Origin of the sequence: Pseudomonas sp. R3-56 (assembly GCF_051132075.1) — a bacterium.
Classification (GTDB): domain Bacteria; phylum Pseudomonadota; class Gammaproteobacteria; order Pseudomonadales; family Pseudomonadaceae; genus Aquipseudomonas.
This window is the reverse complement of record NZ_CP071657.1, coordinates 3056355-3079779: the sequence shown is the minus strand read 5'-3', so window position 1 is coordinate 3079779 and position 23425 is coordinate 3056355. Positions and strand designations below refer to the sequence as shown.

The window sequence follows — 23425 nt, the reverse complement described above, 5'->3', positions numbered from 1 at the left end:
AGCACAGCAAGACAGGCTGGCAGGCTCCCTACAGGATAACCTCATGTCGATTTTCGAAACGGGCCTGGCGCCCTCGGCCGTCAATCATATCGCCCTGTCGCCGTTGAGCTTCATTGAGCGTACGGCCTCGGTGTACGGCGAACATCCCGCCGTGATCCACGGCTCCATCCGGCGCAACTGGCAGCAGACTTATGCGCGTTGCCGACGCCTGGCCGGTGCGTTGAGCGCACGAGGTATTGGCAAAGGTGATACGGTGGCGGTCATGCTGCCCAATATCCCGGCCATGCTCGAAGCCCACTTTGGCGTGCCGATGATCGGCGCGGTCCTCAACACCCTGAATGTCCGTCTGGACGCGCGGGCCATTGCCTTCATGCTCGAACACGGCGAAGCCAAGGTGCTGATTGCCGATCGGGAATTCAACGCCGTTATTGATGAAGCCTTGGGCTTGCTGTCGCGGCCGCTGCTGGTGATCGATGTGAACGACCCGGAGTACGGCGAAGGCTGCGCGGTCAGCCCTCTGGACTATGAAGCCTTCCTCGCTGAAGGCGATCCGCAGTTCGCCTGGCACTGGCCGGAAGACGAATGGCAAGCCATCTCGCTCAACTACACATCCGGCACCACGGGTAACCCAAAAGGGGTTGTCTACCACCACCGCGGCGCCTATCTCAATTCGTTGGGTAACCAGATGACCTGGGCCATGGGTCATCATCCGGTGTATCTGTGGACGTTACCGATGTTTCATTGCAACGGCTGGTGCTATCCGTGGACCGTCACCGCGCTGGCCGGGACGCACGTGTTCCTGCGCCGGGTCGATCCGCAGAAGATTCTGGCGCTGATAAACCAATATCAAGTCACTCACTTGTGCGCCGCACCGATTGTCCTCAATGGCCTGGCCAACCTGCCTGACGCGACCAGGCTCACCCTCGATCACCCGGTCGACGCCATGCTGGCCGGCGCGGCACCACCGGCCAAGGTCATCGGTGCGGTTGAGGCGATGGGTATCAAGGTCACTCATGTCTATGGCCTGACCGAGGTATACGGTCCGGTGACCGTTTGTGCCTGGCATGCGCAATGGGACGAGCGGCCCCTGGACGAGCGGGCGCGGATAAAGGCACGCCAGGGCGTGCGCTATCCGACCCTGGAAGGGCTGATGGTTGCCGATCCGGCAACCCTCGATCCGGTCGCCTCGGACGGTCAGAGCATTGGCGAAATCTTCATGCGCGGAAACACGGTCATGAAGGGCTATCTGAAGAACCCCGAAGCGACGCGCGAAGCTTTCGAAGGTGGCTGGTTCCATACCGGCGACCTGGCGGTCCGTCACGCTGACGGCTATATCGAAATCAAGGATCGTCTCAAGGACATCATCATTTCGGGCGGGGAGAACATCTCCACCATCGAGCTCGAAGACGTGCTCTACCGTCACCCGGCGATACTCGAGGCGGCAGTGGTCGCTCGACCGGACGGGAAATGGGGTGAAACCCCTTGTGCCTTCGTCCATCTAAAGGACGAACATCAAGGCATTCGGGAAGCCGACATCATCCTGTTCTGCCGAGAGCATCTGGCCGGCTTCAAGGTGCCCAGGACCGTGGTATTCAGCGAGTTGCCGAAGACCTCGACAGGCAAGATCCAGAAATATCTGTTGCGCGAATGGGTCAAGGCGCTCTGAAAAAAAGGGGTAGAGGAGAAGAATCATGGGCGACATCTACCACCTGTCCCGCTTCGTCGAGGCCCAGAACCCGGTGTTCGATCGAGTCATGGACGAGTTGCGCGCAGGCCGCAAGACGAGCCACTGGATGTGGTTCATCTTTCCCCAGTTGCAGGGCCTCGGGCGTTCCGAAATGGCCGCGCGCTTCGCCATCTCCGGCATTGCCGAGGCCCGTGCTTACGTTCAGCACGACGTGCTCGGCCCGCGACTGGAGGGTTGTGTGGAAACAGTTCTGCTGCATCACGGGAAGAGTGCCGGGCAGATCTTTGGCTCACCCGACGACCTCAAGTTTCGTTCCTGCCTGACATTGTTCAGGAGCGTCCAACCGGGATCGTCCCTGTTCCAACAGGCGCTAGACCGGTTTTATTCGGGCGAGCCGGATCGCAAGACACTGCTGCTGCTTGAGCAACCGAGGTGACGTGGCGAGACGACCTGCCGCGGGTTGTCCAGCCATTTCACTTGCCGATTTTCTGCTCCGCCAGAATCGATGCGGTGAGGGGGCTTCGCGTCTTTGCAAACCACCACCACGCCGCGGCTCCCAGGAGCGTCGCCAGCACGGCCAAAATCAGGATCACCGGTTGCGTGCCCAAGGGCGCCGCCAGCACTGCTACCAACAAGCCGGCCAACGGCTGCGAGAGGTTGTTGAGCAAAGTGATCACGCCCACCGTCTTGCCGAAATCCTTGGGCGGAATCACCTGTTGCCGGATCGTGCGCATGTAGACGTTGAACATCTTGTCGAAGCCGACGATCAGCAGGAAGCCCACGACGTAGCCGACCAGGTTCGGGCTCAGGGCACTGATGAAGCCTCCCGCGGCGATCATCGAATAGCCGACGCCTCCCGAGACGCGCAGAGGCAGGGCGACCCGGGCAAGAAAGAACAGGATCACGATCGTTGTCACCGCGCCAGCCGCCTGCAGGCCCGCATAGTCGTCCTTGCCGGCGCTGTACTCGCCAAGCACCATTGCCGCCGAGGTGGCCAAGGTGACACCCACGATCAGGTTGACGCCTACCGCCAGGGTGATGATTTTCTTCAGCTCCGCCAGGTTACGGATATGCCCGAAGGCAATCCGCAGCGGCTGCAACCAGATGTCCTGATGCTGCTCGAAAACCTCAAGCGTGATACGGCTGAGGCGTTGCCAGACCAGCATGCTCAGATCGGCCAGCAGGAACAACCCGGCGATCCACAGCACCACCCAATGCCAGGCCCACACTTCCAGCATCAGGGCCGCCACCAATGGCCCGAGCACCAGCCCGGTCTGGTCGGCGATCTGCGAGTAAGACAAGGTCTTGGTGTAGCTGTAGTGCTGGAAGATGTGCGGCATCAGCACTTCGCGCGCCATGATGCCTTGCGTCGTCAGTACCCCGCACACCGCTGACAGCACGACGACCCAGGCGATACCACCAAAGACCCCATGCAGCGCCATCGCCAGGACACACAGCAGGGCCCGGTAGACCTGGCTGATGTGCAGGATCCTGATGGGCGAATACTTGTCGCACAGGGCGCCACACAACGGAAACGCCAGGAATCGCGGCAGCGACTCGACGAAAAACGCCAGCCCGGCCCAGGATGCGCTGTTGGTCGTCTGGAACACTACCAGCGGTACGATGAACAGCAGGATCTGATCCGCCAGCCGCGACAGAAACAACGAAATGAAAAAAGCGAGGTAATCCTTACGCATGGAAACCTCCTGCGGATAAGCGCCGGGGCGTGGCGGCGAAGAAAATCATCAGTAGGCCGACCCCGAACTGTCGTTGAGATTGTGTCGTTCGTCACCGCGCAGTGGCGGATTGAAGACGCTGACCAGGATCAGGTCCTGGCCCTTGCCTCCGCGCAGGAAATGCCGGTCATGCTGATCGAGCACGTAGACATCGCCAGGCCGGATCGCAAAGACATTGCCGTGCATGTCTTCGACTTCACCTTCTCCGGCAATGCAATAACAGGCCTCCAGGTGATTGCGGTATTGCAACAGCGACTCTGTACCCGCACGCACGACGGTATGGCACAGCGTGAAGCCCATGGCGTCACGTTCAGTGAGCAAGCGATGACTCGTGCCGGCGCCCCACTCGACGAAATAAGGGGTTTGCTCTACCTCGGATATGTTGCGAATGAACATGGGGGACCTCTTTGAAATAGTCGATGGAAAACAAATCAGCTCTTTGCAGTGCCGGCGGCGACGGGCCGCAGCAGCGCATCGCCGCTGGCCAGCATCGCCTCGTTCCAGGCAACGTCTCGATGCGCGGCCATGGCCTGGATATCACGCCAGTGGCGCTGGAGCGGGTTGCCGGCGACCAGGGACGACGCACCGAGCCTTTCCACCACACGGCGCACGGCCTGCACGCACTGGCCCGCCAGATAGGCGCGGTCGCGCTTGAGTTGAAGCAGTTGTCGCGTATCTGGCGGCCGGTCATTCATACCGGCGTCATGCAGTCGGGTGATCAGCGAGTCATACAACAACCCCGCGCTGTACAGCTGTGCTGCCGAGTGGGCGGCCTGTTCGGCGATCCGCGGATCGCTCACCGCCAACGATCCGTTGAGCCCAGTGACAAACGCGCCAAGAGCACCCTCGGCGCACCCCAGCAGCGGACCGATGATCGACGTGGTGAGGTAAGGCACCAGGGGCATGCGATCGATGTAGTCGGCCGCCGGTGCATGCGTGGCCTGCGCAAACACTTCATGCAGCGCGAATACACGAGCATGCGGCACCAGCAATTGGCGGGTCAGTACGTCATGGGAGCCGGTCGCCGCCATACCACAGCTGTCCCAACTGTCGAGTCTTTCGACTTCATCGGCGGCGACCAGCACCAGGAAACGTGGGGTGTGAGCCGCGTCCGGGTGGTTGGGGCAGGGGGCGTTGAGCATCAGCCATGTCGCGTCCTCGATCCCTGAACCAAAGCGCCAGCGCCCATCGATCCGTACCCCGGCGGATTCAAAGGTCAACCGGCTATCGGCACTGACGGAGGCTGAGGCGAAGAGCTGTCGTGGGCCATCGGTGTAGAGCTGGTCCGTGCAGGCAGGCGGCAGTCGTCGGGCGATGGCGCCGTGGCCGCCCACCAACGCGAGCATCCAGCCCGTGGAGGCGCACGCCCGCGCGGCGATCCGCGCGCTTTCCACCAGTGTGGGCCAGTGTCCGCTGCTCGTCACCGGCGCGCGCAGCGTCAACAGATCCAGCCAGCCGCCGGCAAACAATTCGTCAAAGGTGCGGTTGCTCAGCCGTCGATTCGCTTCAGCCGTGGCGGCCCGCTCGCGCCAGCCGGGCAAGTGCTCGACGGCCCGCTGACACAGCGAGGGCTGTGCGGCCGGATGGAACGCCTGCTCGGCTAGTTCAAGCATTGTCTTGCCCCCCGGCACTGCGCAGCGTCGCCACCGCGCCCAGGCGCGAGCCCTCGAAACAGAAGTCCGCAGGTTGCACCACCGGGCCCAACAGCCGAACCAATCGCTCGATTTGCTGTGGATCGTCGGAGGCGACGAACTCACAGAAATTGCTGCTGTTCCACAACAGATGGACGCACTTGAACCGGGCGCACAGGGCGCCTGCCAATTCTTCGAAGGTGACCTGGCCATTCTGCATTTGCTCAAGCATCTGCTGGCGTTTCCAGTGGATTTCTTCCTCGCTGAAATAGCGGGTCTTGAATTGCTCATCCTTGACCCGTTCCCTGCGCAGGTATTCCTCCGGGTCCGGGTGGTTAAGCTTTTCAAGGAAAAACACCAGGCCGCCAGGCTTGAGAAATTGCTGGATATGGGCGATCTGGCGGTCACGGTCGCGGCTGTAGAACTGGAACGCGGCCATCTCGTAAATGAAGTCGAAGCCCTGGCTGAAAAGCCTGTACTCGGGTTGCTGCAGCAGGTCCGGTGTCACCTTGAACACCGAGTGCGGATAGAACCGCGACCGCGCGGGGTCGGCATACCGGTCGAAGGCAACCTGGTTGGCCCGATTCGGCGATGAGGTGAAACTGCGGATCAGTCCATTGGAATGGCCAGCAACGGCGCGGCCGTTACTGCCATCAAAGGCATCCACTTCGAAGAGACTGAAGGTCTGGCCTGTTTCTCGGGTATCGGCCTCGGCCAGGCGGGTCAGGGCTACGCCGATCCTGGACAACTCCTCGAGAATGTACGGCACGCTGGCGAGAAAGTGGGAGAACAACGGTCCTGCCCCTTCGATCAGGCGATCGTGGTAATCGAGAACCAGCGGATCCTGGATCTCGGCGCGCAAGTGGCTGCCAAGAGACTGCATGGGCACCTGGCTGGCGCCTGTCGCCAGACTGTGGAAATGCCCGGCGAGCTTGAGCATGGCGCTTTTTTGCAGGTCCCGGTCGAGGTCGGTGTCATCCATGAATTGCGGGGGAGTTTTCATGACATGGCGCTCCTGCTGTCAGATCAGTCCTTTGGTGGTGAACTTGCCCGAATCGGTTTTCGGCAAGGTCTTGAGGAATGCCCACTGGGCCGGGACCATGTGCCAGTCCAGATGCGCCTTGCAGTGATCGAGCAATGCCTGTTCGCTGGTCTGGCCATGATCGGCATCAAGCACGATGCAAGCCTTGGGCACGTGCCCGGCCGACTCGTCGGCAACCGGAACCACGAGGACCTCGGCGACCGCTGGATGCGCGGCCAGGCACTGCTCGATTTCTCGCGGATTGACGTTCCAGATATTGCGCGCGAAGACGTCGTCCTTGCGGGCGACGTAGTAGAGGTAGCCTTCGGCGTCCTGCTTGAACAGGTCCCCGGTGCGATACAGTCGTGAATGGCCGAAGGCATCATGGACGAAGGCGCGGGCATTGGCTTCGGGCATGTTCCAGTACTCGAGCATCAGGTAGTCGCTGGTCACCAGCAACTCGCCTATTTGTCCAGGCTGCTCGATACGCAGGCCTTGTTCGTCTACCAGGTACACGCTGACTCCCGGCAAAGGCTTACCCACCGAGGTCGGTCGTTGGTCGATTTCTTCGGGCGGCAGGTAGCTCACGCGCTTGCACTCGGTGAGCCCGTAGTTGGAAAAAATCCGCACCGCGGGCAGGGCTTCGCGGATCCGCTGGATATGACGACTGTAGAGGGCCTGCCCGCTGCTGGAGATGTAGCGCAAGCCAGGCACGCGCGCCTGCCAGTGCGGGCCCGTATTGGCCAACAGGAAGAACACCGGGGGGAATACATGCATTGCTGTGGCCCCCTCGCGTTCGACCACCGCGAGCACCTCCTCGGCGCTGCTGGCCGGCCGGCTCTCGATGACACTGGTGGCCCCGGCATACAGCGGCATCATCACGTTGTACACCCCATAGTCGGATGCCAGCGTGGAATAGCTGAGGACACGATCATCGGGGCTGATTTGCAAATACGCAGTAACCCGGCTACAGGCCGCCAACATGATGCGGTGATTGACGAGCACGCCTTTCGGATTGAAGGATGACCCCGAGGTATAAAAGATCGAGGTGGGGCGTTCAGGGTCAGCGGGCAACGGAGAGGAGGGCGCGGGCGTCTTTCCTCCGAGCGCAGCGACGGCATCGGCAAGCTGCATGACCTTGGGCACCGCAACCTGGGCTGGAACGGTAAGCAGGACCAGTTCCAGGCCAGCCTCGTCAATCAGGCCAGGCAAGTCATCCGTGCAGTCGGTGATCAGTACCCGGGCGCCCGAGTGCTTGAGCTGGTGGATCAGCTTGGTACGACTCAAGGTATGGTGCGTCGCTGCGCTGATCACTCCAGCCTGCAGCAGGCCCAGATAACCTGCGATCAAATCGACGGAAATGGGCGCGTACAGGCCCACCCGGTCACCGGGAGCAATGCCGAGCAGGGGGAGCACCGAGGCAATGTCATCCGCGCGCTGCTGCAGTTGCTGATAGGAAGTCGCTTGCCCGTCGAGGATGATGGCTGGCTTGGACGGGTATTTTCTTGCATTGCTGGCGATAACCTGATGGAAAAGCTGCATGGCTCAATATCCTTTTCAAGCTGAATGTCGCAAAGTCATTTACGTTTTCGCGCACACACCGAGACGTAGGTGCCTTGCCAGGTATAGGGAGCTATTGGCAAGTTTGCCGAATCGCTTAATGGCCAACTTTGCTTATCAAAGAAATGCCGCGACGCATAAATGTCGAAATCACCCAGCCAGGCATCAAATAACCCTTCGCTGTCCTGGACAGACAAGCCCGCTTCCTTGTCCCAGATGAAGGGTTCTCCGCTCGCTTGAAAGTACCGCGACAGGTCCGATAACAGATCAAGGAAAATATATCCGCCAGGCTTTACCGCACCGATAATCTTGGCCATTACCGTCTGAAGTTCATCTTGATTGAAGAAATGCAGAACTTCGGAACAGACCAGTACGTCGTAACCTTCACGCAACGGCTCGTACGTCAGAATGTCAGCCTGCTGGAAATTCAGATCCTTTAGCCAGGGATTGAGCTTGCGACTCTGTACCGTGCTGTCGACCATGTCCACGCCGCTCAGGCTATAGCCCTTGCGCGCCAGGGCGGTAAGGTTGCGACCGTCTCCGCAGCCGAGTTCAAGGGCATCGCCGGGGCCGTCAGGCAGGGTGGATAAAAACTGTTTGAACTCCTCGCGTAGTTCACCAAATAAAGCACCGTTATTACAGGCGCTGTATTCGCTGTCATACCATTCCTTCAGAACCGAACTGTCTACTATTTTCATGGTTATCCTCTGCCGACGATGATGGGCATTGCACAACAGTCCCTTCAGCGCCACGGCGCCAAAATAGAGTGATTAGTTGGGAAACGAGGAACTGAAGGAGAGTGACGGGATAACCGATGGAACTGTACTGAGGAAAACCATCATGAACTCCATTTGATTATTCTATGGCATCCGCGCCAAATGATGATTGAAGCTGAACCGTAGCGGAGGGAAATATTTCATCGGCTCCATTAGCCTGTCAAGGCGATTCCAGGAATTGGATCCAAGATTTTTGTCACCGTCGAGTGACATAGCTGAGTATCTGTAGGCAATTGCTTATTGCTGGATCATGAACATTTATTCAGGCGGACTCAACACGCCGCGAATCAACGCGGCGAACGCTTCAATCACTTCATCCTGGGCATGTCGCCCCCGCACCAGGGCGCCGGCAAGTGCTTCCCCCGCACCGACCAGACCGGTGCAGCAGCGCTCAAGTTCTGCGCTTGCCAACGTCGTGTGAGGCTCAAGTACGCTCACGAACATCCGTACGCAGTTGTCGAGCAGCTCCTGGAAAACCGCCGCCTTCTCTTCACTGCCGGCCAGGGCTGCGCCGACCGCATGGAATTCGTCGGTGTTGTTTGCTGCGCACTGAATATAGGCGCTGGCCAGGACCTGAGCGGTTTCCTCCGGGCTTCGCGCAGTCCTGCTCATGGCCTCGCGAAAAGCGCGGACCCGCTCGGTATCAATCCATTTGTACAGCTCGATCAACAGCGCCGAGCGGGTGGCGAAATGATCGTACACCACCGGTTTGGACACGCCCGCGCGGACGGCCAGGCGGCCGAGGGTCAAGCTGTCGGCGTTTTCCTCGCGCACGATCAATAACGCAGTGTCCAACAGCTGCCGGCGCCGTTCGGCTTTCGAGAGTCGGCGGGAAGGGGAGTTGCCTGTAGCGGTTTCGATGGGTTTTTGCACGGTGGCGCATCCAGTTCAATAAAACCTACCAATGGTAGGTGACAAGGCGTGAGAGCGTGATAGTTTACCTACTAACAGTAGGTTTTAGTCCAGAAACGAGGAGAACTCACGATGTCACTTGATCCTATCTTGTTCATGGGTGGTTCCGGCGCCATTGGTCACCAGACTGCCCGAGCGCTGCGCGCCGCTCATCCCGACGTACCGCTGTTGATCGGCGGCCGTGACCTTGCCAAGGCTCGGCAGGCCGCTGAGGAAATTGGCGGGGCGCAGGGTGTGGTGATCGATTCCACTGCGGACGATCTGGGACTTGGCGCTCGCCCGGTCAGCGGGGTTGTGGTCTTTTATATGGACCACGCGATGGCAGGATTGCGCTATGCACAAAAGCGCGGGGTGCCGCACCTCAGCATTTCTTCCGGCATTTTCGAGATCGCGCCGGAAATCGCCACGTACATGCACATGCCCGATGCTTCGCCCATAGTCCTGGGCTACGAATGGATGGCGGGCGCGACGACGGTGGCTACATTGAGCTGTGCCCAGGCGTTCAGCCGAGTCCAGGAGATCAGCATCAACGCGCTGGTCGATGAACAGGACACCGGCGGGCCGACCGTCGCCAGCGACTTTGAACACCTGAACAAAATGTTGCCCGCCGCGCTGACGCGACGCGACGGGGTGTTCGTCTGGCGCGAAGGCGACGACTCCAAGGTCAGCTTCCACGCTGTGGATGGTACGCAGATCGAGGCCTCAGGCTTTTCGTCGATTGATGTCGCCGGCCTGGCCACCGCTACAGGTGCGCCTGATGTTCAATTCAATATTGGCATCGGGGTCAGCTCAACCCGACGCCAGGGCAGGCCGATGTCCACCGAGATCCTCATCGAACTTGCTGGCGAAGACCTCAAGGGCAAACCGCTGCGCACCCGTCATGCCGTCGTCCACCCAGCGGGTACTGCACCGCTGACCGGGCTCAGTGTGGCAATGCTCCTGGAGCGTCTGCTCGGTCTGGACGGCCAACCATCGCCGCCGCCAGGGCTTTATTTCCCTTATCAACTGCTGGACGCCACTGTGTATCTGCGGCGCCTGGAGCAGGAGGGGGGTGAGCTTCGTCAGCTGCAATGATGTGGCTTGATCAGCATGGCTCCCTCGCCACGGGGTCACGGGGTAATTTTCAAGAGTCTTTGTTGCCGCAACACCGGTGCACTGGTTGGAAAGAGCACTTCATCCAGCCGAAAGCGGGCGAGGCCGCAGGCGGCGGCCACGCGTTGGCGTTGCTGGCCCCGGACGAGTGCTTGCTCAAAGCTGCGTTCGCTGTGGGCCAGCCCTAGCATGTAACGAGTCCCCGCCTGGAATTGTCCGCCATTGGCCTGCCACCAGGCTTCGATTGCCGACGGGGCGGGCCAGGGCAGGTTTTCATCGGGGTCCATGGCGACATTCGAGTCCTCAGGGTCATCGTTCGGCCCTGCGGCGAAGTCCGGTGAGCTGCGCAACTCCAGGTCGAGCAGCGCCAGGTCGGCGCCGGTGATCAGGCTGAAAGCTTCGCCAGCGACCCGAGCGTAAGGCAGGTCGTTCATCTGCTGGATCAACCACGGGATGCTGACCGGATCGCCCAGCAGTCCCAGGGCCTGGATGCCGAAGCGCCTATCTCTGGGATCCTGAACGCACTGGCGTATCCAGGCGATGCTGGGTTCGCGGTCCTGCCAGGCCAACAATACGCAGAGCGCGCGATACTGAAACTCGCCCGGTTGCTCGGCAAATTGACGCAGAGGCTCAAGCGCCTGCTGATCGCCCATCTGGGCGGTAGCCCAATTTGCCCAGAAGCGCGTGGCCGCGTCCTCATGCAGACGGTGGGCGCGAATTTCCGGCAGCAGGTCCCGACGTCGCAGCTCGCCAGCCGTGCGCACGGCACGCGCCAGCACGCTTGGCTCAGCCTCGGACAGTCCGGCAAGCAGGGCCGGGCCAGGATCGCGGCGATGCATGCCGCAGGCGGCCAGGCCGAGACGACGGAACAGCGGCTCCGGAGCGGCGAGCATGCGCTCGATCCAGGGCGATAGCTGTTGCCAGTCCAGCCACCCCAGGGCCATCAGATAACCACGCTCGGTTTCCACCGCACTGCGCAGATGCTCGCTGAGCCGCGACAGCACCTTGGCCTCGGCCGCCTCGAAGGCCAGCACCACGCTGGCGAACATCTCGCCGATAGCGTCGGGACCGAGCTGAGCCAGCAGAATTTCCAGGCCGGTTGGCCCGGCGATACGCAAGCCATCGAGGTGAGCGTCGATGCGCTCCTCCAGTTTGCCCAGGTCGTCGAGGTCATAGTGGGGGGCGCGTAATGCGTAGTCGCGCAGGATCGCGAGGAACGCGGCTTCCTCGACGTGCAGGTCAAGGACGACGGGCAATGTCTTCATCATGAAGTGCTGCCGATGCGTGGGCCGGTCGGGTCAGTCAATTTGCAGGCACCGTTTCCAGTTTGTACCGTCGAACTCCATCACGTCCTTGGGCCCGATGGACCACATGATCCCGTCGGCTGCACTCAGGTGATAACAGGTGCGCGGCGTGTCATCGCCGAAATCGACGGGGATGAGCTTGTCATCTTCCAGGCGATAGACGAAATGGGTGGAGGACACGTACAACTGACCGTCGAAATACTCCATGCCCCAGAGGTCTTCCCGGGTGCTTTCGTGATCGATCACTTCCCATTGGTCATTGCGCCCGCGCAGCAAGGTCCCGAGTTGGCCGCAGGCATAGGCAAAACCGTCCGGCGCGCAGCGAACCTTGTAGAGCGCCAGGTTGGTCGGGCTGTTCCGTTGGGTGAAAACGGAGCCGTCGTATTCCCAGATTTCGCCTTCCCAACCGACGGTATAGATTTCCTGTTCGCTGAACCCGTCGATGGATTCGAAGCTGGTGTCGGTGATGGGCGTGTCGCCGACCTGGGCGCTCTGGTCGATGCAACGCCACTGGTCTTCGCCGTCGCGAACGTAGGCTTGGCGGCAGGTGCCTACGGCGTAGGCGCGGCCTTTGGCGATGCCACGGATTTCGCGCAGAGGGCCGCGTTTTTTTGGGTCGACTCCGCAGGTTGCGATGGGGGCCTCTTCTTTGATGGATCCTCCGCCACTGGCTCGTACAGAGCCATCGTTGCCCAGCACCAGATAACGTTCGGCCGGCACATGGCAGACCGTTCCGGAGCAGGCAAGCCATGGGACCGTGCCGGCGCCCCAGGTTCCCCGATACAGAGTGAACAGTATCGACCCTGTATAACCCTCACTGATAGAGGTGTCGTTCGTGGTAACCAAGTAACTCAGGTCGCAATAACGAACGACTCCAGTACCAATGCTGAGTCCACTGAAACGTGGGTCTAGAGGGTCCATCTCAATCTCCTGATATGAATGACTTAAACGCTACACTCGTCATCAAACATTTCACGCGCAGCTTTATCGCGTTCATGTTGATTGCTGGTCATGGAAGCGCTCGCGTTGATCGGTTTCTCCTCACCTTTGTCCTTTGCTTTGTCGTGATACGCGTTCAACTGGCCTTCCAGGCACTCCTGAGAACATTCGGAGTCCGGGAAGGTTTTTCTGGCAGCTTTTGCCCCAGTCTCCGTGGCCTTGGCCCTTGACCATTCACCTTTGGAGTCTGCCTCGCGCAAGGCCACCACGCCACGGCGGGTGTGCATCTGCCCGTGGGTGGCGGTGGTCTGATTGGGGCCCTCGACGCACATTACCGGGGCCTTGTCGGTCTTGTAGTTGCTCCAGCCATCCTTCGTCGGGTGCTGGTTCCTGGACTGACCTGCGGAGTCCGGCCCGGTGGTAAAGGAGGCCGAATCGATGAGGTGGTCACCGGTCTGTCCCGGGCAACACCTGTTGGGCTTGTAGGGGGCAAGGAAACAGCGCAGCGCCCTTTGACAAGCATTGGCGTTGATCGATGTCGCCAAGGACGAGTATTCATTTTTGACTCCCTTGTGTGCCGCCCGATAGGCTGGGTCCGTTTTAAAGCCTTCGCCTGCGGTTTTTTTTGCAGCGCTACGGGCTTTGATGGCGTTTTTCAGGCTTTCGGTGTCCGGGCAGCTCGTTTCCTTGTTGGTGCCCTTGCAAGCCTCGTTTGCCTGCGCTCTTTCGCTTTCACATTGCCCCAGCTTCTCGGCGAGCGCCATTCGGTCAGCATAAGGCCAAGGCACCGTATTCCCAGGCTGAGAAGCATGGTTATGAGTAGTCAGATCCATGTGCCGAACAACATTCTTGCCTTCATACTTCACATCCATCGACCAGGACGTGAAATACACCTTGCCCTTGTTCCGGCTGGTGACGATGCCTTTTTTGGGCGCATTTCCAGCCTCGTCTCCATAACTGGTCTTGAAGAAGCTCTTGTCCTTGAGCATCACTTCCTTGCCGCTGATCTTCACCGTTCGACTGCCCTTGGTCGTGTCCTTGGCCATGCCGGTGTTGGGATAGGGGATGGGAACGCCGAGCGGGGTGGGCGGGGCCTGCGGGGGGGTGAAGCAGACATCCGGGAAACAGGCGATCGACTTGCCGTCGGCTGCCTTGCAGGAAACTTCCATGTTGTTGGCAAAGACTTCGTTGGCCATCAGGCAGCCCTCACAATCCGGTAGCTGAACAGTGCGGCCGCGCGCTCGCCGGCGTCGTTGCCCAGGTGGCAGAAAATATTCGGCCCTTCGCCGTAGCCCTTGCGACTGGCAGCCAGGGCCACGGCGAGCATCGCCGGACCGATGGCGGCACCGACTTCGCCGATGCAATCCGCCGGATGCCAGAGATGGAAGAACTCCTTGCGTACCCGCAGGCTGCGACTCAGGGCCAGGGAAGCCTCCTTGAAGTAGTACTGTTCGCCGGAAATATCCGTCAGGCGATAATCCATCTGCTCCAGGCCGCAACCCGCTTCGTTCAGCGCTGCGCGTACAGCCTGGGTCAGGCCTTCGGCACGCAGCGGCAGGTCTTCGGATTCCACGGTGGCCTGTTCCAGGCCGAAACCCAGGCCGATGCAGGTTAACTGCGGCGTTTCGCTGGCGACCGGGGCGGCCAGCACCACGGCCGCGGCGCCTTCGCCGGGAATGAAACCGTTTGAGTTCTGGCTGGTGAGCAGGCGCTCCCGCGCTTCGAAGACGGTCAACGTCGCTCCACTCAGGAACGAATCGACGCCGGCAACCAGTACGTGGCGACGACCGCCCTGGTAGATCAGCGAGCGCGCATCGAGCAGGGCCACGGCAGCACTGACCCGTCCCCGGGCAATGACGCTGGAGTCAGGATGGAAGCGCAGCCCCAGCTCCGTTTCGATGGCCTGCAACAGCCCCTTATCCAGGCCGCTCAGGCGTCCGGGACGCTCGGCTTCCGCCACGCACAGCAACAGCGGCGTCTTTTCCGGATCGACGCCGGGAATGCTCTGCAATGCTTCGCCAATGGCACCGGCAGCCATCTTGATCAGCTTGGTGCGGCCGCGCCAGGGCTGTTCCAAAGGAACGCTGGCACCAATGATCCATTCGCCGCCGCGGTCGATGAAGCGGGTTTCCTGGAAGTTGTCGATGGCGCAGCGGATCGCCGCGCAGCTGGCCGGTGCGCTGAGGCCAACAGCGCTGACCATCCCCGAACCGATGATGCACAGAGCGCTCATCAATCGGTTTCCTCGGGAGCACGTTTGGCTTTGACCAGGGCGCCCAGCGACGGGTAGTACTCCTTGCCCAATTCACGCGCACGCCACCAAGCCGTGGACATCGTCCCGACCAGCACCTGGGCAATCTCGAAAATGTTGCGCCGTAGCGGCCGGGAAATTCGCCAGGTCAGTTGCACCTGGCGGGCGTCAGTGTCGATCAGCAAGGTGTCGATCACCGCCGAGACCGTTTCATGGCCGCCTTTTTTCATAAAAAAAGTCACCGGCACAGCCATTTCGGGAATGCGAAAGCCTGCCCGCTCTCGGGGAGTGAGGTTCAGCAACAACACTTCTTCGCCGCCACGCAGGTAATCGGTTTGCTGGTCTTCAGGCGCGGCCTGGAAATAGCGGTTGTCGAAATCCCCAGGCAGAAACGGAAAGCAATCGGCCAGCCAGGCATCGTCGTAAGTACCGGCGAAGCGTGCGCGTTGCGGCCAACTGCGACCCATTGGACCGAGGGCCATGGGGCGGAAATCGCCAGAAGGGCTGTCGATCGGCTTGCCCGGCTCTTCGGTGTTCGGCATCGGCCGGCCGACGATGCCGGCGTCATCGCAACTGTCTGGATACCAGCCGCAACCGCTCGGGTTGTCCTGGTAGCAATCACGCATGTCGGGGATCTTCTCCATGGGATGAGAACCGCCGAAAGCCTGGGCATAGGAAATAGTCTGCGTGGTGAAAGGCTGCGGTGAGCCGGCATGAATACCTGAGATTCCCGGTTGCCACTGCCGGGGACCGAACACTGAAAAAGCCTTGCTCACCCGACCGACACGAATACCGGCGGTCAACTGCGTCACCGGCCGACCACCCGGTGCATAAGCTTTTCCCGATACCAGCACGTCGCAGAATGGCTTGAAAGGCGCGAAGTCCATTTCCTCTCGTGGCGCGCTGAGGCCCGGCTCGCCGAAGAAAGTGTCAGCCATCAGCAGCGGTTGCTGGATGTCTGCGAGGGTCGCGGCACGCCCGTCCAGCGGTAGATCGAAGGTGCCCTTGGCCACGACGACCAGGGATTCGCGGCCGTCGCTCGCCATACCCAGGGTATAGGCAGCCTGCAGTTTGCTGGCGTTGAGCAGTTCCATGAGGCGACTTACCTGTCAGTTGATTTGCACCGAGCCGCCCTTGATGCGGTTGACCCCGCTGGAGCGGCTGGAAAGGTAGGTGCCCCGGATGATCACCTTGCCCGCGCGGGTCAGGGTGATGCTGGCCTTGCCGCAACGCAGGACGATCTCCTGTTTCGCGCTGAACTCCAGCCGCTCGCCATCGACGTGGGCGACCGTTGGCGTTGCGCTTGCCGGCAGGCGCTGGATGCGGCCGATCACCAGCGGCCGGGCCGGGTCACCGGCCTCGAACATCAGCGCGACCTGGGCGCCGATGTCGTCACGACAGAGCGCGGTGGTGGTGCGCGCGGCGAGGCCGGTTTCGCCGGGGCAGCCGGGGAAGGCCACCACCGGTGCGTCCGGCGTGGGTACGTCCAGCAGCACCCCGATCACGACGCCATCCACGCGCGTCGGTGTGGCGGTGGAAGATACGGGGAGATGATATTCAACGGTCATGACGCCTGCTCCGTGGCTCAGTTCTGCAGAATTTTCTGGCCTTTGACGACCACATTCTTGTTGGCCTTGATGTTGATGGCCCCAGAGCCGTCGATGGTGATGTTCTTGCCGCTGATGACGATGCTGCCGTCCTTCTTCATGGTGATGCTGGCGGCGCCGGTAGTCAGGCTGATCGAATCGCCGGCGTTTAGCACGAAATGCTTGCCGACATCCAGGCTGTCGTTCTGTTTGATGCCCGTGCTGCGGTTCTGGGCAACGTCGCGGGATTCGTTCTGGCCGATCCGGGTGCTCTGGTTGCCGTTGATCTCGATTCCTTCGTTGCCCTGCACCGTTTCATTACGGTTGCCCGCGATGTCGATGGTCTCGTTGCCGCCGACATCCTCGGTGCGGTTGCTGGCGACGCTGATTTTTTCGTTCGCGCCGACTTTTTCCGTGCGGTCCGCGCCGATGGTGATGGTTTCGTTGCTGCCGACCCGTTCGGTGCGATTCGCGCCGATGCTGATCTTTTCATTGCTGCCGACATCCTCGGTGCGGTCGACGCCGATGGAAATGGTTTCGTTATTGCCTACCGTTTCGGTGCGGTCGTGTTTGACCTGCACGGTTTCATCGTTGTCGACGGTCTTGCTGCGATCATGGCCGACCCAATGGGTTTCGTCGTTCTCGACCTCGATGTCCTGGTTCTTCTCGGCGTGAATGAACAGCTGCTCCGCGCCTTTTTTGTCTTCCATGCGGATTTCATTGAAGTTGGCCTGCGTGCCGTCCTTGCTCGATCGGCTTTTCATGCCGCTCTGAGTGGCGTTGGCCGGCAGTTGGTAAGGCACGGTCTGTTCAGCGTTGTAGACGCGGCCAGTGATGATCGGCCGGTCCGGGTCGCCTTCGAGGAAGCTGACGATGACTTCCTGGCCGATTCGAGGAATCTGCACCGAGCCCCAGTTCTTGCCGGCCCAGGCCTGTGAGACGCGAATCCAGCAGGAGCTGTTTTCGTTGGACTGATCATGGCGATCCCAATGGAAATGCACCTTGACCCGACCATACTGGTCGGTCCATATCTCCTCGCCACTGGGACCCACCACCACCGCGGTCTGTGGACCGCGGACAATCGGCATGGGTGTGACGGGGAGGGGGCGAAACGCCTGGCTGGCATCCATGCAGTCCAACTCGCTGACGAACTGTTCAGCCTGTTCCTGTTGCCCGCTTTCGTAGGCTTCCTGTCGGATCTGGTAGCGTGCGACGACGATCAGGTATTCGCGGTTCTGGTCCGCGCGGTCATAACCGGTCAGCGTGAACAAATGGCCGGAACCCAGCCCGCGAGCGCGGCCACGCAGCTGCACGCGCTCGAACTGGCTATGGATGGCTTCGATGCGGGTTCGCGCATAGTGGTCGCCATCGTTGCTCTGGACGTACTCACCGGGGTAGTCGAAGAGCGGGTATTCGCCGTTGCTGTGGTTGCGCGGCACACTGGAGCGCACCTCAAGGCTGGCGCGCGGCCGCAGGAAGTCATAGTCGTTCAGCGCCAGCGAGCCGGGTTGCACTTCACGAGCCATTTGCCAATCGTAGAAATGGTCGCGCTCGCGCATCTGCCGATCGGGCGGATAGAAGGGCACCGACGCGTAGTCCGCCGCCGTGGAGTGAGCGCCGTAGGCATCGGCCAGCACCAGTACATGGCGAGACTTCTCATGGCGGAAGTAGTAATAGATGCCTTCCTGCTCCATCAGCCGACTGACGAAATCGAAGCTGGTCTCACGGTACTGCACGCAATATTCCCACTCGCGGTAGCTGCCGCTCAGGCTGTCTTCGAAGTCGGAGAAGCCGAGGTCGCGAAATACCTGCTTGATGATGTCCGGCACGGTCTTGTTCTGGAAGATCCGGCAATCCGAGGTGCGGGTGAGCAGCCAGAACCAGGGCCGGAGGCTGACGCGATACCCGGCGAACTGTCCGTGCCCGGTCAGCTGTCGGCAGGTGGCGACAATGCCGTGGAAATAACGTTTGCCTCCGTCATAGAGCTCGAGGGTCAGGCCCATCGGCTTGCCCAGCAACTGGTCGAACTTGATCGCCCGGTCTTCGGAAGTGAGGTCCAGCTCGTAATGGAACAACCGCCCCAGCTCTTCGCTGCCGTCCATGCTTTGCAGCAGCAGGACATCGCCGCCGAGGGGACTGTCGACCTGCACCAACCGGTTGTTTTGCGTGATTGCCATTACGGCGTCCCCTGGCTCACGTGCGAGCGGCAGTCAGCCGTTCAGGAGACTGGGCAGCGTCCTCAGCCAGGCAGGCAGAATCAAGGGGTGTGGCGCTTTGCTCAGATAGTTGTACATACACCACAGGGGGATCTCCATATCGGCCTTGAATCTATCCAGCCAAAGCGAACGCGCAATGGATCCTTTTACGCGAATCATCCAAACCTCCACCGCATCGATAAGTGGAAGGCTATCCATTTAGTCTTATTGGTTATAGCAGCCATTCTGAATAACGCACATAGGACAGCTGTTCTATGCGTATGGCGACTCGTGGCGTCGCGGCCACACCGAGCGCAAGCAAACTGTCGCTTCAGAAAAAGCGTTTATCTGGGCAGCGGCGAACCAGGTACGGGAGCAGGCGGTCGCTGGGGCTTGACCGACGTGCCAAACGTGTTGCCCATGCGCACACCGGTTGCTGCCGGCGTCGCGAGGCCGACACTGTTCGGTGCGCGTTTGTCGACCGGCACATCCAGCCTGTCCTGTGCGTGTTGCGCAGCGGCCGCGGCTTCGGGGTCGTTGCCCATCTGGCGGCTCAGGCAGTTGTAATCCGGGGTCTTGTAACCGCCGACAGTCACCTCGATACAGGCCGGGGCTTCTTCGCCCTGGACCCCGGGCAAAGTCATCAGCAAGCCGATTCCGGCTGTCATGCTCATCCACTGTTTCATCGTTGACCTCCTGGCCCGCCACGGTGGTGGCTCATCGTTTCGGCACCAGTCTAGTGCCGCGCGCGGGATTTGTGTCGGGTGTCATACGACATTCATAAACACCCATCAGGATGACGTTTTTCAACGGATACGTCAGTCGTGCAGCAGGGCATAACCGGGGGCGGACGCAGGCGTGGATTGGCCAGGGCGCCCTTGGGGTGGCTGATGGTGACGTGGTGTCTGCTGGCCGGGCCGGCCCAGGCGGTCGGCGTGGTGGACCTGGACATTGCGCCTCAGGAACTGGCCCCGGCACTGGAGCAATTCAGTCGGGCCACAGGCATGGCGGTGCTGGTGGATCACGCCTTGTCGAACCGGCGCCAGACGATGGGCGTCCAGGGGCTGTTTACGCCTGCCCAAGGGCTGACTGTTCTGCTCAGTGGTACCGGGCTGGCGGCGCAGTATGCCCGTGCGGATGCATTCACCTTGCAACCGGTACAGGTTCGCGAGGTGCCATTACCGCCGGGCGCCACTGCCGGATTGAGCGACAGCAACTATGCGGCAACGATCCAGGCGGTCATCCAGCGCAACCTGTGCCGTTCGCCATTGACCCGCCCGGGCAGTTTTCGCGCGTTGTTGCAAGTGTGGATCGGACGCGACGGCGTGGTGCAAAACAGTCGGCTGGTCAGTTCCACGGGTGATGTGTTGCGTGACAAAGCCTTGGTCAACAGTTTGCAGAACCTCAGGATCGACCGTCCGGCGCCCAGTTCGCTGCGCCAGCCGGTGACCCTGCTTTTGTTACCCGATTCATCAGGAAAAAGCATGGAATGCACAGCAGGGGAAGAGGTGTTCGGGCAATGAAAGACGCTGGCCGCAGCCCGATGGTCAAGCTGTTCCTCACCTCCTACGAGGATTTCAAGGTGCGCCTGCGCAGGCGCCTGGGGTCCGAGGAACTGGCCAACGATGTCCTGCATGAAACCTACCTGCGGGTCGACCGCATGGGCGACACGCCGGAGATCGTCCAGCCTAACGCCTACCTCTATCGCATGGCCCTGAACATTGCCGCCGACCGCCGGCAGTCCGATGCTCGTCTGCTCACCGGCAGCGAGATCGAAGAGCTGCTGCAAATCTGCGACGAAGCGCTGGACCCGGCTCGGGTGGTGGGTGGCCAGAAAGAGTTGCAGACCCTGCTTAAGGCCTTGTACGAGTTGCCGGCGCGGCGCCGCAGGATTTTCATTGCCGCGCGCCTGGAAGAGGCCCCGCACCTGGAGATATCACAGCGTTTCGGTATCTCCACGCGCATGGTGGAGAAGGAAATCAAGGCTGCGTTGGGGCATTGCGCCCTGCGCCTGGAAAGAAAAGTCATTCAGCGGTTCGGTCCCGGCGCGGGAAAACCGTCTTGAGAGTAGAGACCCGACCCATTCATGAGTGTGTGTGCGCTTGAACATCTTCAGCATCGCGTCCCCTGACGATACGCCCGAGGCCCGACTGGCCAGCGAGGCCCGTGACTGGTTGATCCTGCTGACCTCGGGACGCGCCACCGTCGCCGATGCCCGTGCCTTGCGCCAATGGTGCGGGCAGAGCGCCGAACATGCGCAGGCGTTCGAGCAGGCCAAGGCGCTGTGGCATGGCTTGCAACCCGCCGCCGCGGCGGCGCAGGGACCTCGGCATTTTGGCCGTCGGGCTTTGCTGGGAGGGGCGCTTGCCGCCTCGGTGGGGTTCCTGCTGATCCGCGCCACGGTGCCGGGTGGGGTTTCCGGGCTTGGCGCGGACTACGTCACCGAAGTGGGCGAACAGCGCCGGGTCGAGCTGGGCGATGGCGTGAGCCTGGAACTCAATACCCAGACTCGCCTCAGCCGCCTGCCGCTGGCCGAGGGCGGGCAGGGCCTGGAATTGCTCGCCGGCGAAGTCGAAGTGTCCGGCAGCAGCACCACGACGATCAACGTCCAGGCCGGCTCCGGCTGGATCAGCGCCGCGCGGGCGCGGTTCAATCTTCGCTACATCGACCAGAGCGTCTGCGCGACCTGCCTGGAGGGCGTCGTGCAAGTCCAAGTGCAGGGCCGAGAGTTTCGCCTCGAGCCGGGCATGCAATTGACCTACGACACTCGCCAGGTCGGCAGCCCACAGGCGGCCGATGTATCCGCCGCCGTTGGATGGCGCGAACAGGTGCTGGTGTTCAACGATGCGACCCTGGCCAGCGTCATCGACGAGATCAACCGTTATCGGCCGGGCATGTTGCTGTTACTCAACCGCGAGCTGGGCTTGCGCAAGGTCCAGGCCCGTTTCCGCCTCGATCAACTGGCTGGGGTGGCGCTGCTGATTCGCGATGCCTATGGCGCCAAGTGCACCGAGTTGCCGGGTGGGGTGGTGGTGTTGAGTTAGTTCAGCGGCGCCTGGGCTGGCCTCTTCGCGAGCAGGCTCGCTCCCACATTTGGCACCGCGCTCGACTGCGGACTTGTAGGCACACTAACCTGTGGGAGCGAGCCTGCTCGCGAAGGCGGTGGCATGGTCGATGAAGATGTGGATTGTGCCGGCCTCTTCGCGAGCAGGCTCGCTCCCACAGTTAGATCGGGGTAAAGCTGAAGAGGCAGGCTGCCTACCGGACCGCCTCGCTCTTGATCTTGATCCTGATCTTGATCCTGATCTTGATCTGAGACGCCCCGTTAACCACGCTGGCCGAACGCAGGCATTGTGCAGTGGGCATCCCGGCATGGATGCCGGGATAGCCGCGCTGGGCCATGGATGGCCCTTCGCGGCGGGCCCACGGAGCAATGCCGGAGTGAGGGCATGCCGAGCCTTGGCGAGGCACCGAGTGGTGGGGCAAAGCCTTTTGGGTTACTTTTTTGGCGTCTGAAAAAAGTGACCCGCCGTAAGGGCGGAACCCCAAGCAGCCGTTACCGCAGCAACGGATATGTACCCAGTCAGGCTCTCAGGCCGCCATCGCGAGCAACCCCGCTCCCACAGTCTTGAAGGGCGGGCTACTCCAACGGCCCCAGCACCTGCCGATACTTCTCCGGCCCTTGCGGTGTCTGCCGGGTCAGGCTGATCTCGATGCCCGGCGGATCCTCCTGCCGGTTGCCGCTGAGTTTGCGCCAGCCCTTTTCCCTGTCCCAGAATCGCAGCCCCGCATCGCTGACCTCACTCAACACAGCCACGCCCGCGCCGGGTGCTGGTAGAGGGTAGTGGCTGCGGGCCTGGCCTTGGGCGCGATAGAGCGTGTCGCCCTTGAGCCACCAGCGTACCCGTTGCAAGCCACCGCCCTGATCGGCGGCCTCACGGATAACGTCAAGGCGAAAACCCTGGCCTTCGGTGCTGCGCAGGGTGAGGGCGGGCGGGGCGGTCGAGGGCTCGCTGTCGACCCCTGGCTTGAGCGGTTCGCTCAACTCGACGCCGGCCCGCAGGGCCACATCGCGCTCCAGTTGGTTAAGCACCCGGAGCAAGGCTTCGGTCTGCTCGGTGCTGGCCTGCAAGTGGCTGTCGGCTCGGGTCACGCTGTCCAGCCCGCGCCACGCGATCAGGCTGATCACCGCCATCAGCAGGATCGCCACCATGACTTCAAGCAAGGTGAAGCCTGTCTCCCGGCCGCTCATTGAACCCATACCCGACCGGCGGCGCTGCGTTGCAAGGTGAAGCTGTTCTGGCCGTCGGACAAGCGGATCTGTAGCGGCACGCCGATCCATTCGGCATTGAGCACCACGCGTTGCCGGGGTTCCACACGTACCTCCATGGACGGGCTTTGCCACCGTCGCGGGCGCAGCTGCGGGTCTTCCTTGAAGCGGTCCAGTCCTGCGCCCTGGTCCGGGCGGCGGCTGAAGCCGAAACCCTTGGCGTCCCAGCGCCAGGTGATCGGTCGCCCGTCGGCACGGGCTTCCGTCTGGGCCAGTTGCAGCAGCTGGGCCAGCCGTTCGGCATCCTGGCGCAGCAGCTTCGCCGGGTCCGGCTTGATGCTCAGGCTCACGGCCGCGCTGGCGATGCCGACGATTACCAGCACCACCATCAATTCGATCAGGGTAAAACCGCGTTGCTTGCCGTGCATCCGGGCGCGCTCCTTTGCGTGGGTGATCATCGTGCAC

At 61.4% G+C, this 23425-nt stretch carries 23 protein-coding genes; 6 read left to right on the top strand and 17 right to left on the bottom strand.

Features of this window, described 5'->3' with window-relative positions; genetic code table 11:
• The first annotated feature begins 43 nt into the window (after nt 1-43).
• Both J3P96_RS13880 and J3P96_RS13875 read left to right on the top strand, forming a co-directional pair.
• Nucleotides 44-1666, top strand: a complete 1623-nt coding sequence (locus J3P96_RS13880; RefSeq protein ID WP_434651615.1) for an acyl-CoA synthetase — start codon at nt 44-46, stop codon at nt 1664-1666.
• Between the two features lie 25 nt (nt 1667-1691).
• A complete protein-coding gene (locus J3P96_RS13875; RefSeq protein WP_434651613.1) occupies nt 1692-2123 on the top strand; it encodes a DUF1810 domain-containing protein in 432 nt (143 codons plus the stop codon).
• Nucleotides 2124-2160: 37 nt separating this feature from the next.
• Here J3P96_RS13875 and J3P96_RS13870 read toward each other — a convergent pair whose 3' ends face one another.
• From J3P96_RS13870 to J3P96_RS13840, 7 genes are all read right to left on the bottom strand, one after another.
• The gene (locus tag J3P96_RS13870) at nt 2161-3384 is read right to left on the bottom strand and encodes an MFS transporter (protein ID WP_434651611.1); all 1224 of its coding nucleotides are present in this window, start codon (nt 3382-3384) and stop codon (nt 2161-2163) included.
• Nucleotides 3385-3432: 48 nt separating this feature from the next.
• The gene (locus J3P96_RS13865) at nt 3433-3819 is read right to left on the bottom strand and encodes an ectoine synthase (protein WP_434651609.1); all 387 of its coding nucleotides are present in this window, start codon (nt 3817-3819) and stop codon (nt 3433-3435) included.
• A 35-nt stretch (nt 3820-3854) separates the two neighbouring features.
• Complete coding sequence (locus tag J3P96_RS13860; protein WP_434658051.1) at nt 3855-5036, bottom strand: hypothetical protein; 1182 nt, start codon at nt 5034-5036, stop codon at nt 3855-3857.
• Nucleotides 5029-6057, bottom strand: coding sequence for a class I SAM-dependent methyltransferase (locus J3P96_RS13855; RefSeq protein WP_434658048.1), 1029 nt, complete (start codon nt 6055-6057; stop codon nt 5029-5031). Before J3P96_RS13855 ends, J3P96_RS13860 begins: the two co-directional genes overlap by 8 nt.
• Before the next feature lie 18 nt (nt 6058-6075).
• On the bottom strand, nt 6076-7617 hold the full coding sequence (locus J3P96_RS13850; protein WP_434658046.1) for a class I adenylate-forming enzyme family protein: 1542 nt from the start codon (nt 7615-7617) through the stop codon (nt 6076-6078).
• Nucleotides 7618-7652: 35 nt separating this feature from the next.
• Nucleotides 7653-8333: a class I SAM-dependent methyltransferase gene (locus J3P96_RS13845; RefSeq protein WP_434658043.1), complete on the bottom strand. Its 681-nt coding sequence runs from the start codon at nt 8331-8333 to the stop codon at nt 7653-7655.
• A gap of 336 nt (nt 8334-8669) precedes the next feature.
• On the bottom strand, nt 8670-9284 hold the full coding sequence (locus tag J3P96_RS13840; RefSeq protein ID WP_434658040.1) for a TetR/AcrR family transcriptional regulator: 615 nt from the start codon (nt 9282-9284) through the stop codon (nt 8670-8672).
• A gap of 111 nt (nt 9285-9395) precedes the next feature.
• On the opposite strand from J3P96_RS13840, the gene J3P96_RS13835 reads away from it, so the two are divergent.
• Nucleotides 9396-10397: an NAD(P)-dependent oxidoreductase gene (locus tag J3P96_RS13835; protein ID WP_434658037.1), complete on the top strand. Its 1002-nt coding sequence runs from the start codon at nt 9396-9398 to the stop codon at nt 10395-10397.
• Nucleotides 10398-10432: 35 nt separating this feature from the next.
• On the opposite strand, the gene J3P96_RS13830 is transcribed toward J3P96_RS13835, so the two are convergent.
• The 8 genes from J3P96_RS13830 to J3P96_RS13795 all read right to left on the bottom strand — a co-directional run bounded on the left by J3P96_RS13830 (nt 10433) and on the right by J3P96_RS13795 (nt 19376).
• Nucleotides 10433-11680, bottom strand: a complete 1248-nt coding sequence (locus J3P96_RS13830; protein ID WP_434658172.1) for a TIGR02270 family protein — start codon at nt 11678-11680, stop codon at nt 10433-10435.
• A 33-nt stretch (nt 11681-11713) separates the two neighbouring features.
• Nucleotides 11714-12640 (bottom strand): hypothetical protein, encoded by a 927-nt coding sequence (locus tag J3P96_RS13825; RefSeq protein ID WP_434658035.1) that lies wholly within the window; start codon nt 12638-12640, stop codon nt 11714-11716.
• 23 nt (nt 12641-12663) lie between these two features.
• Nucleotides 12664-13854 carry a PAAR-like domain-containing protein gene (locus J3P96_RS13820; protein ID WP_434658032.1) on the bottom strand — a complete coding sequence of 397 codons (1191 nt, stop codon included), beginning with the start codon at nt 13852-13854 and terminating at the stop codon, nt 12664-12666.
• On the bottom strand, nt 13854-14894 hold the full coding sequence (locus J3P96_RS13815) for a hypothetical protein (protein ID WP_434658029.1): 1041 nt from the start codon (nt 14892-14894) through the stop codon (nt 13854-13856). The genes J3P96_RS13820 and J3P96_RS13815 overlap by 1 nt, the downstream gene beginning before the upstream one ends.
• Nucleotides 14891-16003 (bottom strand): DUF2169 family type VI secretion system accessory protein, encoded by a 1113-nt coding sequence (locus tag J3P96_RS13810; RefSeq protein ID WP_434658025.1) that lies wholly within the window; start codon nt 16001-16003, stop codon nt 14891-14893. Before J3P96_RS13810 ends, J3P96_RS13815 begins: the two co-directional genes overlap by 4 nt.
• 15 nt (nt 16004-16018) lie before the next feature.
• The gene (locus J3P96_RS13805) at nt 16019-16477 is read right to left on the bottom strand and encodes a DUF6484 domain-containing protein (protein WP_434658023.1); all 459 of its coding nucleotides are present in this window, start codon (nt 16475-16477) and stop codon (nt 16019-16021) included.
• A gap of 17 nt (nt 16478-16494) precedes the next feature.
• Complete coding sequence (locus J3P96_RS13800) at nt 16495-18672, bottom strand: type VI secretion system Vgr family protein (RefSeq protein WP_434658021.1); 2178 nt, start codon at nt 18670-18672, stop codon at nt 16495-16497.
• Between the two features lie 362 nt (nt 18673-19034).
• Nucleotides 19035-19376, bottom strand: a complete 342-nt coding sequence (locus tag J3P96_RS13795; RefSeq protein ID WP_434623688.1) for a hypothetical protein — start codon at nt 19374-19376, stop codon at nt 19035-19037.
• A 204-nt stretch (nt 19377-19580) separates the two neighbouring features.
• Here J3P96_RS13795 and J3P96_RS13790 point away from each other — a divergent pair, with 204 nt between their 5' ends.
• Genes J3P96_RS13790 through J3P96_RS13780 form a run of 3 tightly spaced genes read left to right on the top strand, consistent with a single transcriptional unit; the run spans nt 19581 to nt 21734 of the window.
• Complete coding sequence (locus J3P96_RS13790; RefSeq protein ID WP_434658019.1) at nt 19581-20213, top strand: TonB C-terminal domain-containing protein; 633 nt, start codon at nt 19581-19583, stop codon at nt 20211-20213.
• On the top strand, nt 20210-20755 hold the full coding sequence (locus J3P96_RS13785; protein WP_434600743.1) for a sigma-70 family RNA polymerase sigma factor: 546 nt from the start codon (nt 20210-20212) through the stop codon (nt 20753-20755). The genes J3P96_RS13790 and J3P96_RS13785 overlap by 4 nt, the downstream gene beginning before the upstream one ends.
• Nucleotides 20756-20792: 37 nt before the next feature.
• A complete protein-coding gene (locus J3P96_RS13780; protein WP_434658169.1) occupies nt 20793-21734 on the top strand; it encodes a FecR family protein in 942 nt (313 codons plus the stop codon).
• Between the two features lie 596 nt (nt 21735-22330).
• On the opposite strand, the gene J3P96_RS13775 is transcribed toward J3P96_RS13780, so the two are convergent.
• Both J3P96_RS13775 and gspH read right to left on the bottom strand, forming a co-directional pair.
• On the bottom strand, nt 22331-22942 hold the full coding sequence (locus J3P96_RS13775) for a type II secretion system protein GspJ (protein WP_434658016.1): 612 nt from the start codon (nt 22940-22942) through the stop codon (nt 22331-22333).
• Nucleotides 22939-23388 carry a type II secretion system minor pseudopilin GspH gene (gspH, locus tag J3P96_RS13770; RefSeq protein WP_434658013.1) on the bottom strand — a complete coding sequence of 150 codons (450 nt, stop codon included), beginning with the start codon at nt 23386-23388 and terminating at the stop codon, nt 22939-22941. Before gspH ends, J3P96_RS13775 begins: the two co-directional genes overlap by 4 nt.
• Nucleotides 23389-23425: the final 37 nt, after the last annotated feature.

What these genes read in the sequence shown, in the direction of transcription:
- J3P96_RS13880 (WP_434651615.1), top strand. Translation starts at nt 44, where the DNA reads ATGTCGATTTTCGAAACGGGCCTGGCGCCCTCGGCCGTCAATCATATC.
- J3P96_RS13825 (WP_434658035.1), bottom strand. Translation starts at nt 12,640, where the DNA reads ATGGACCCTCTAGACCCACGTTTCAGTGGACTCAGCATTGGTACTGGA.
- J3P96_RS13875 (WP_434651613.1), top strand. Translation starts at nt 1,692, where the DNA reads ATGGGCGACATCTACCACCTGTCCCGCTTCGTCGAGGCCCAGAACCCG.
- J3P96_RS13830 (WP_434658172.1), bottom strand. Translation starts at nt 11,680, where the DNA reads ATGAAGACATTGCCCGTCGTCCTTGACCTGCACGTCGAGGAAGCCGCG.
- J3P96_RS13805 (WP_434658023.1), bottom strand. Translation starts at nt 16,477, where the DNA reads ATGACCGTTGAATATCATCTCCCCGTATCTTCCACCGCCACACCGACG.
- J3P96_RS13785 (WP_434600743.1), top strand. Translation starts at nt 20,210, where the DNA reads ATGAAAGACGCTGGCCGCAGCCCGATGGTCAAGCTGTTCCTCACCTCC.
- J3P96_RS13800 (WP_434658021.1), bottom strand. Translation starts at nt 18,672, where the DNA reads ATGGCAATCACGCAAAACAACCGGTTGGTGCAGGTCGACAGTCCCCTC.
- J3P96_RS13855 (WP_434658048.1), bottom strand. Translation starts at nt 6,057, where the DNA reads ATGAAAACTCCCCCGCAATTCATGGATGACACCGACCTCGACCGGGAC.
- J3P96_RS13865 (WP_434651609.1), bottom strand. Translation starts at nt 3,819, where the DNA reads ATGTTCATTCGCAACATATCCGAGGTAGAGCAAACCCCTTATTTCGTC.
- J3P96_RS13850 (WP_434658046.1), bottom strand. Translation starts at nt 7,617, where the DNA reads ATGCAGCTTTTCCATCAGGTTATCGCCAGCAATGCAAGAAAATACCCG.
- J3P96_RS13845 (WP_434658043.1), bottom strand. Translation starts at nt 8,333, where the DNA reads ATGAAAATAGTAGACAGTTCGGTTCTGAAGGAATGGTATGACAGCGAA.
- J3P96_RS13835 (WP_434658037.1), top strand. Translation starts at nt 9,396, where the DNA reads ATGTCACTTGATCCTATCTTGTTCATGGGTGGTTCCGGCGCCATTGGT.
- J3P96_RS13860 (WP_434658051.1), bottom strand. Translation starts at nt 5,036, where the DNA reads ATGCTTGAACTAGCCGAGCAGGCGTTCCATCCGGCCGCACAGCCCTCG.
- gspH (WP_434658013.1), bottom strand. Translation starts at nt 23,388, where the DNA reads ATGCACGGCAAGCAACGCGGTTTTACCCTGATCGAATTGATGGTGGTG.
- J3P96_RS13795 (WP_434623688.1), bottom strand. Translation starts at nt 19,376, where the DNA reads ATGAAACAGTGGATGAGCATGACAGCCGGAATCGGCTTGCTGATGACT.
- J3P96_RS13820 (WP_434658032.1), bottom strand. Translation starts at nt 13,854, where the DNA reads ATGGCCAACGAAGTCTTTGCCAACAACATGGAAGTTTCCTGCAAGGCA.
- J3P96_RS13790 (WP_434658019.1), top strand. Translation starts at nt 19,581, where the DNA reads ATGGTGACGTGGTGTCTGCTGGCCGGGCCGGCCCAGGCGGTCGGCGTG.
- J3P96_RS13775 (WP_434658016.1), bottom strand. Translation starts at nt 22,942, where the DNA reads ATGAGCGGCCGGGAGACAGGCTTCACCTTGCTTGAAGTCATGGTGGCG.
- J3P96_RS13810 (WP_434658025.1), bottom strand. Translation starts at nt 16,003, where the DNA reads ATGGAACTGCTCAACGCCAGCAAACTGCAGGCTGCCTATACCCTGGGT.
- J3P96_RS13870 (WP_434651611.1), bottom strand. Translation starts at nt 3,384, where the DNA reads ATGCGTAAGGATTACCTCGCTTTTTTCATTTCGTTGTTTCTGTCGCGG.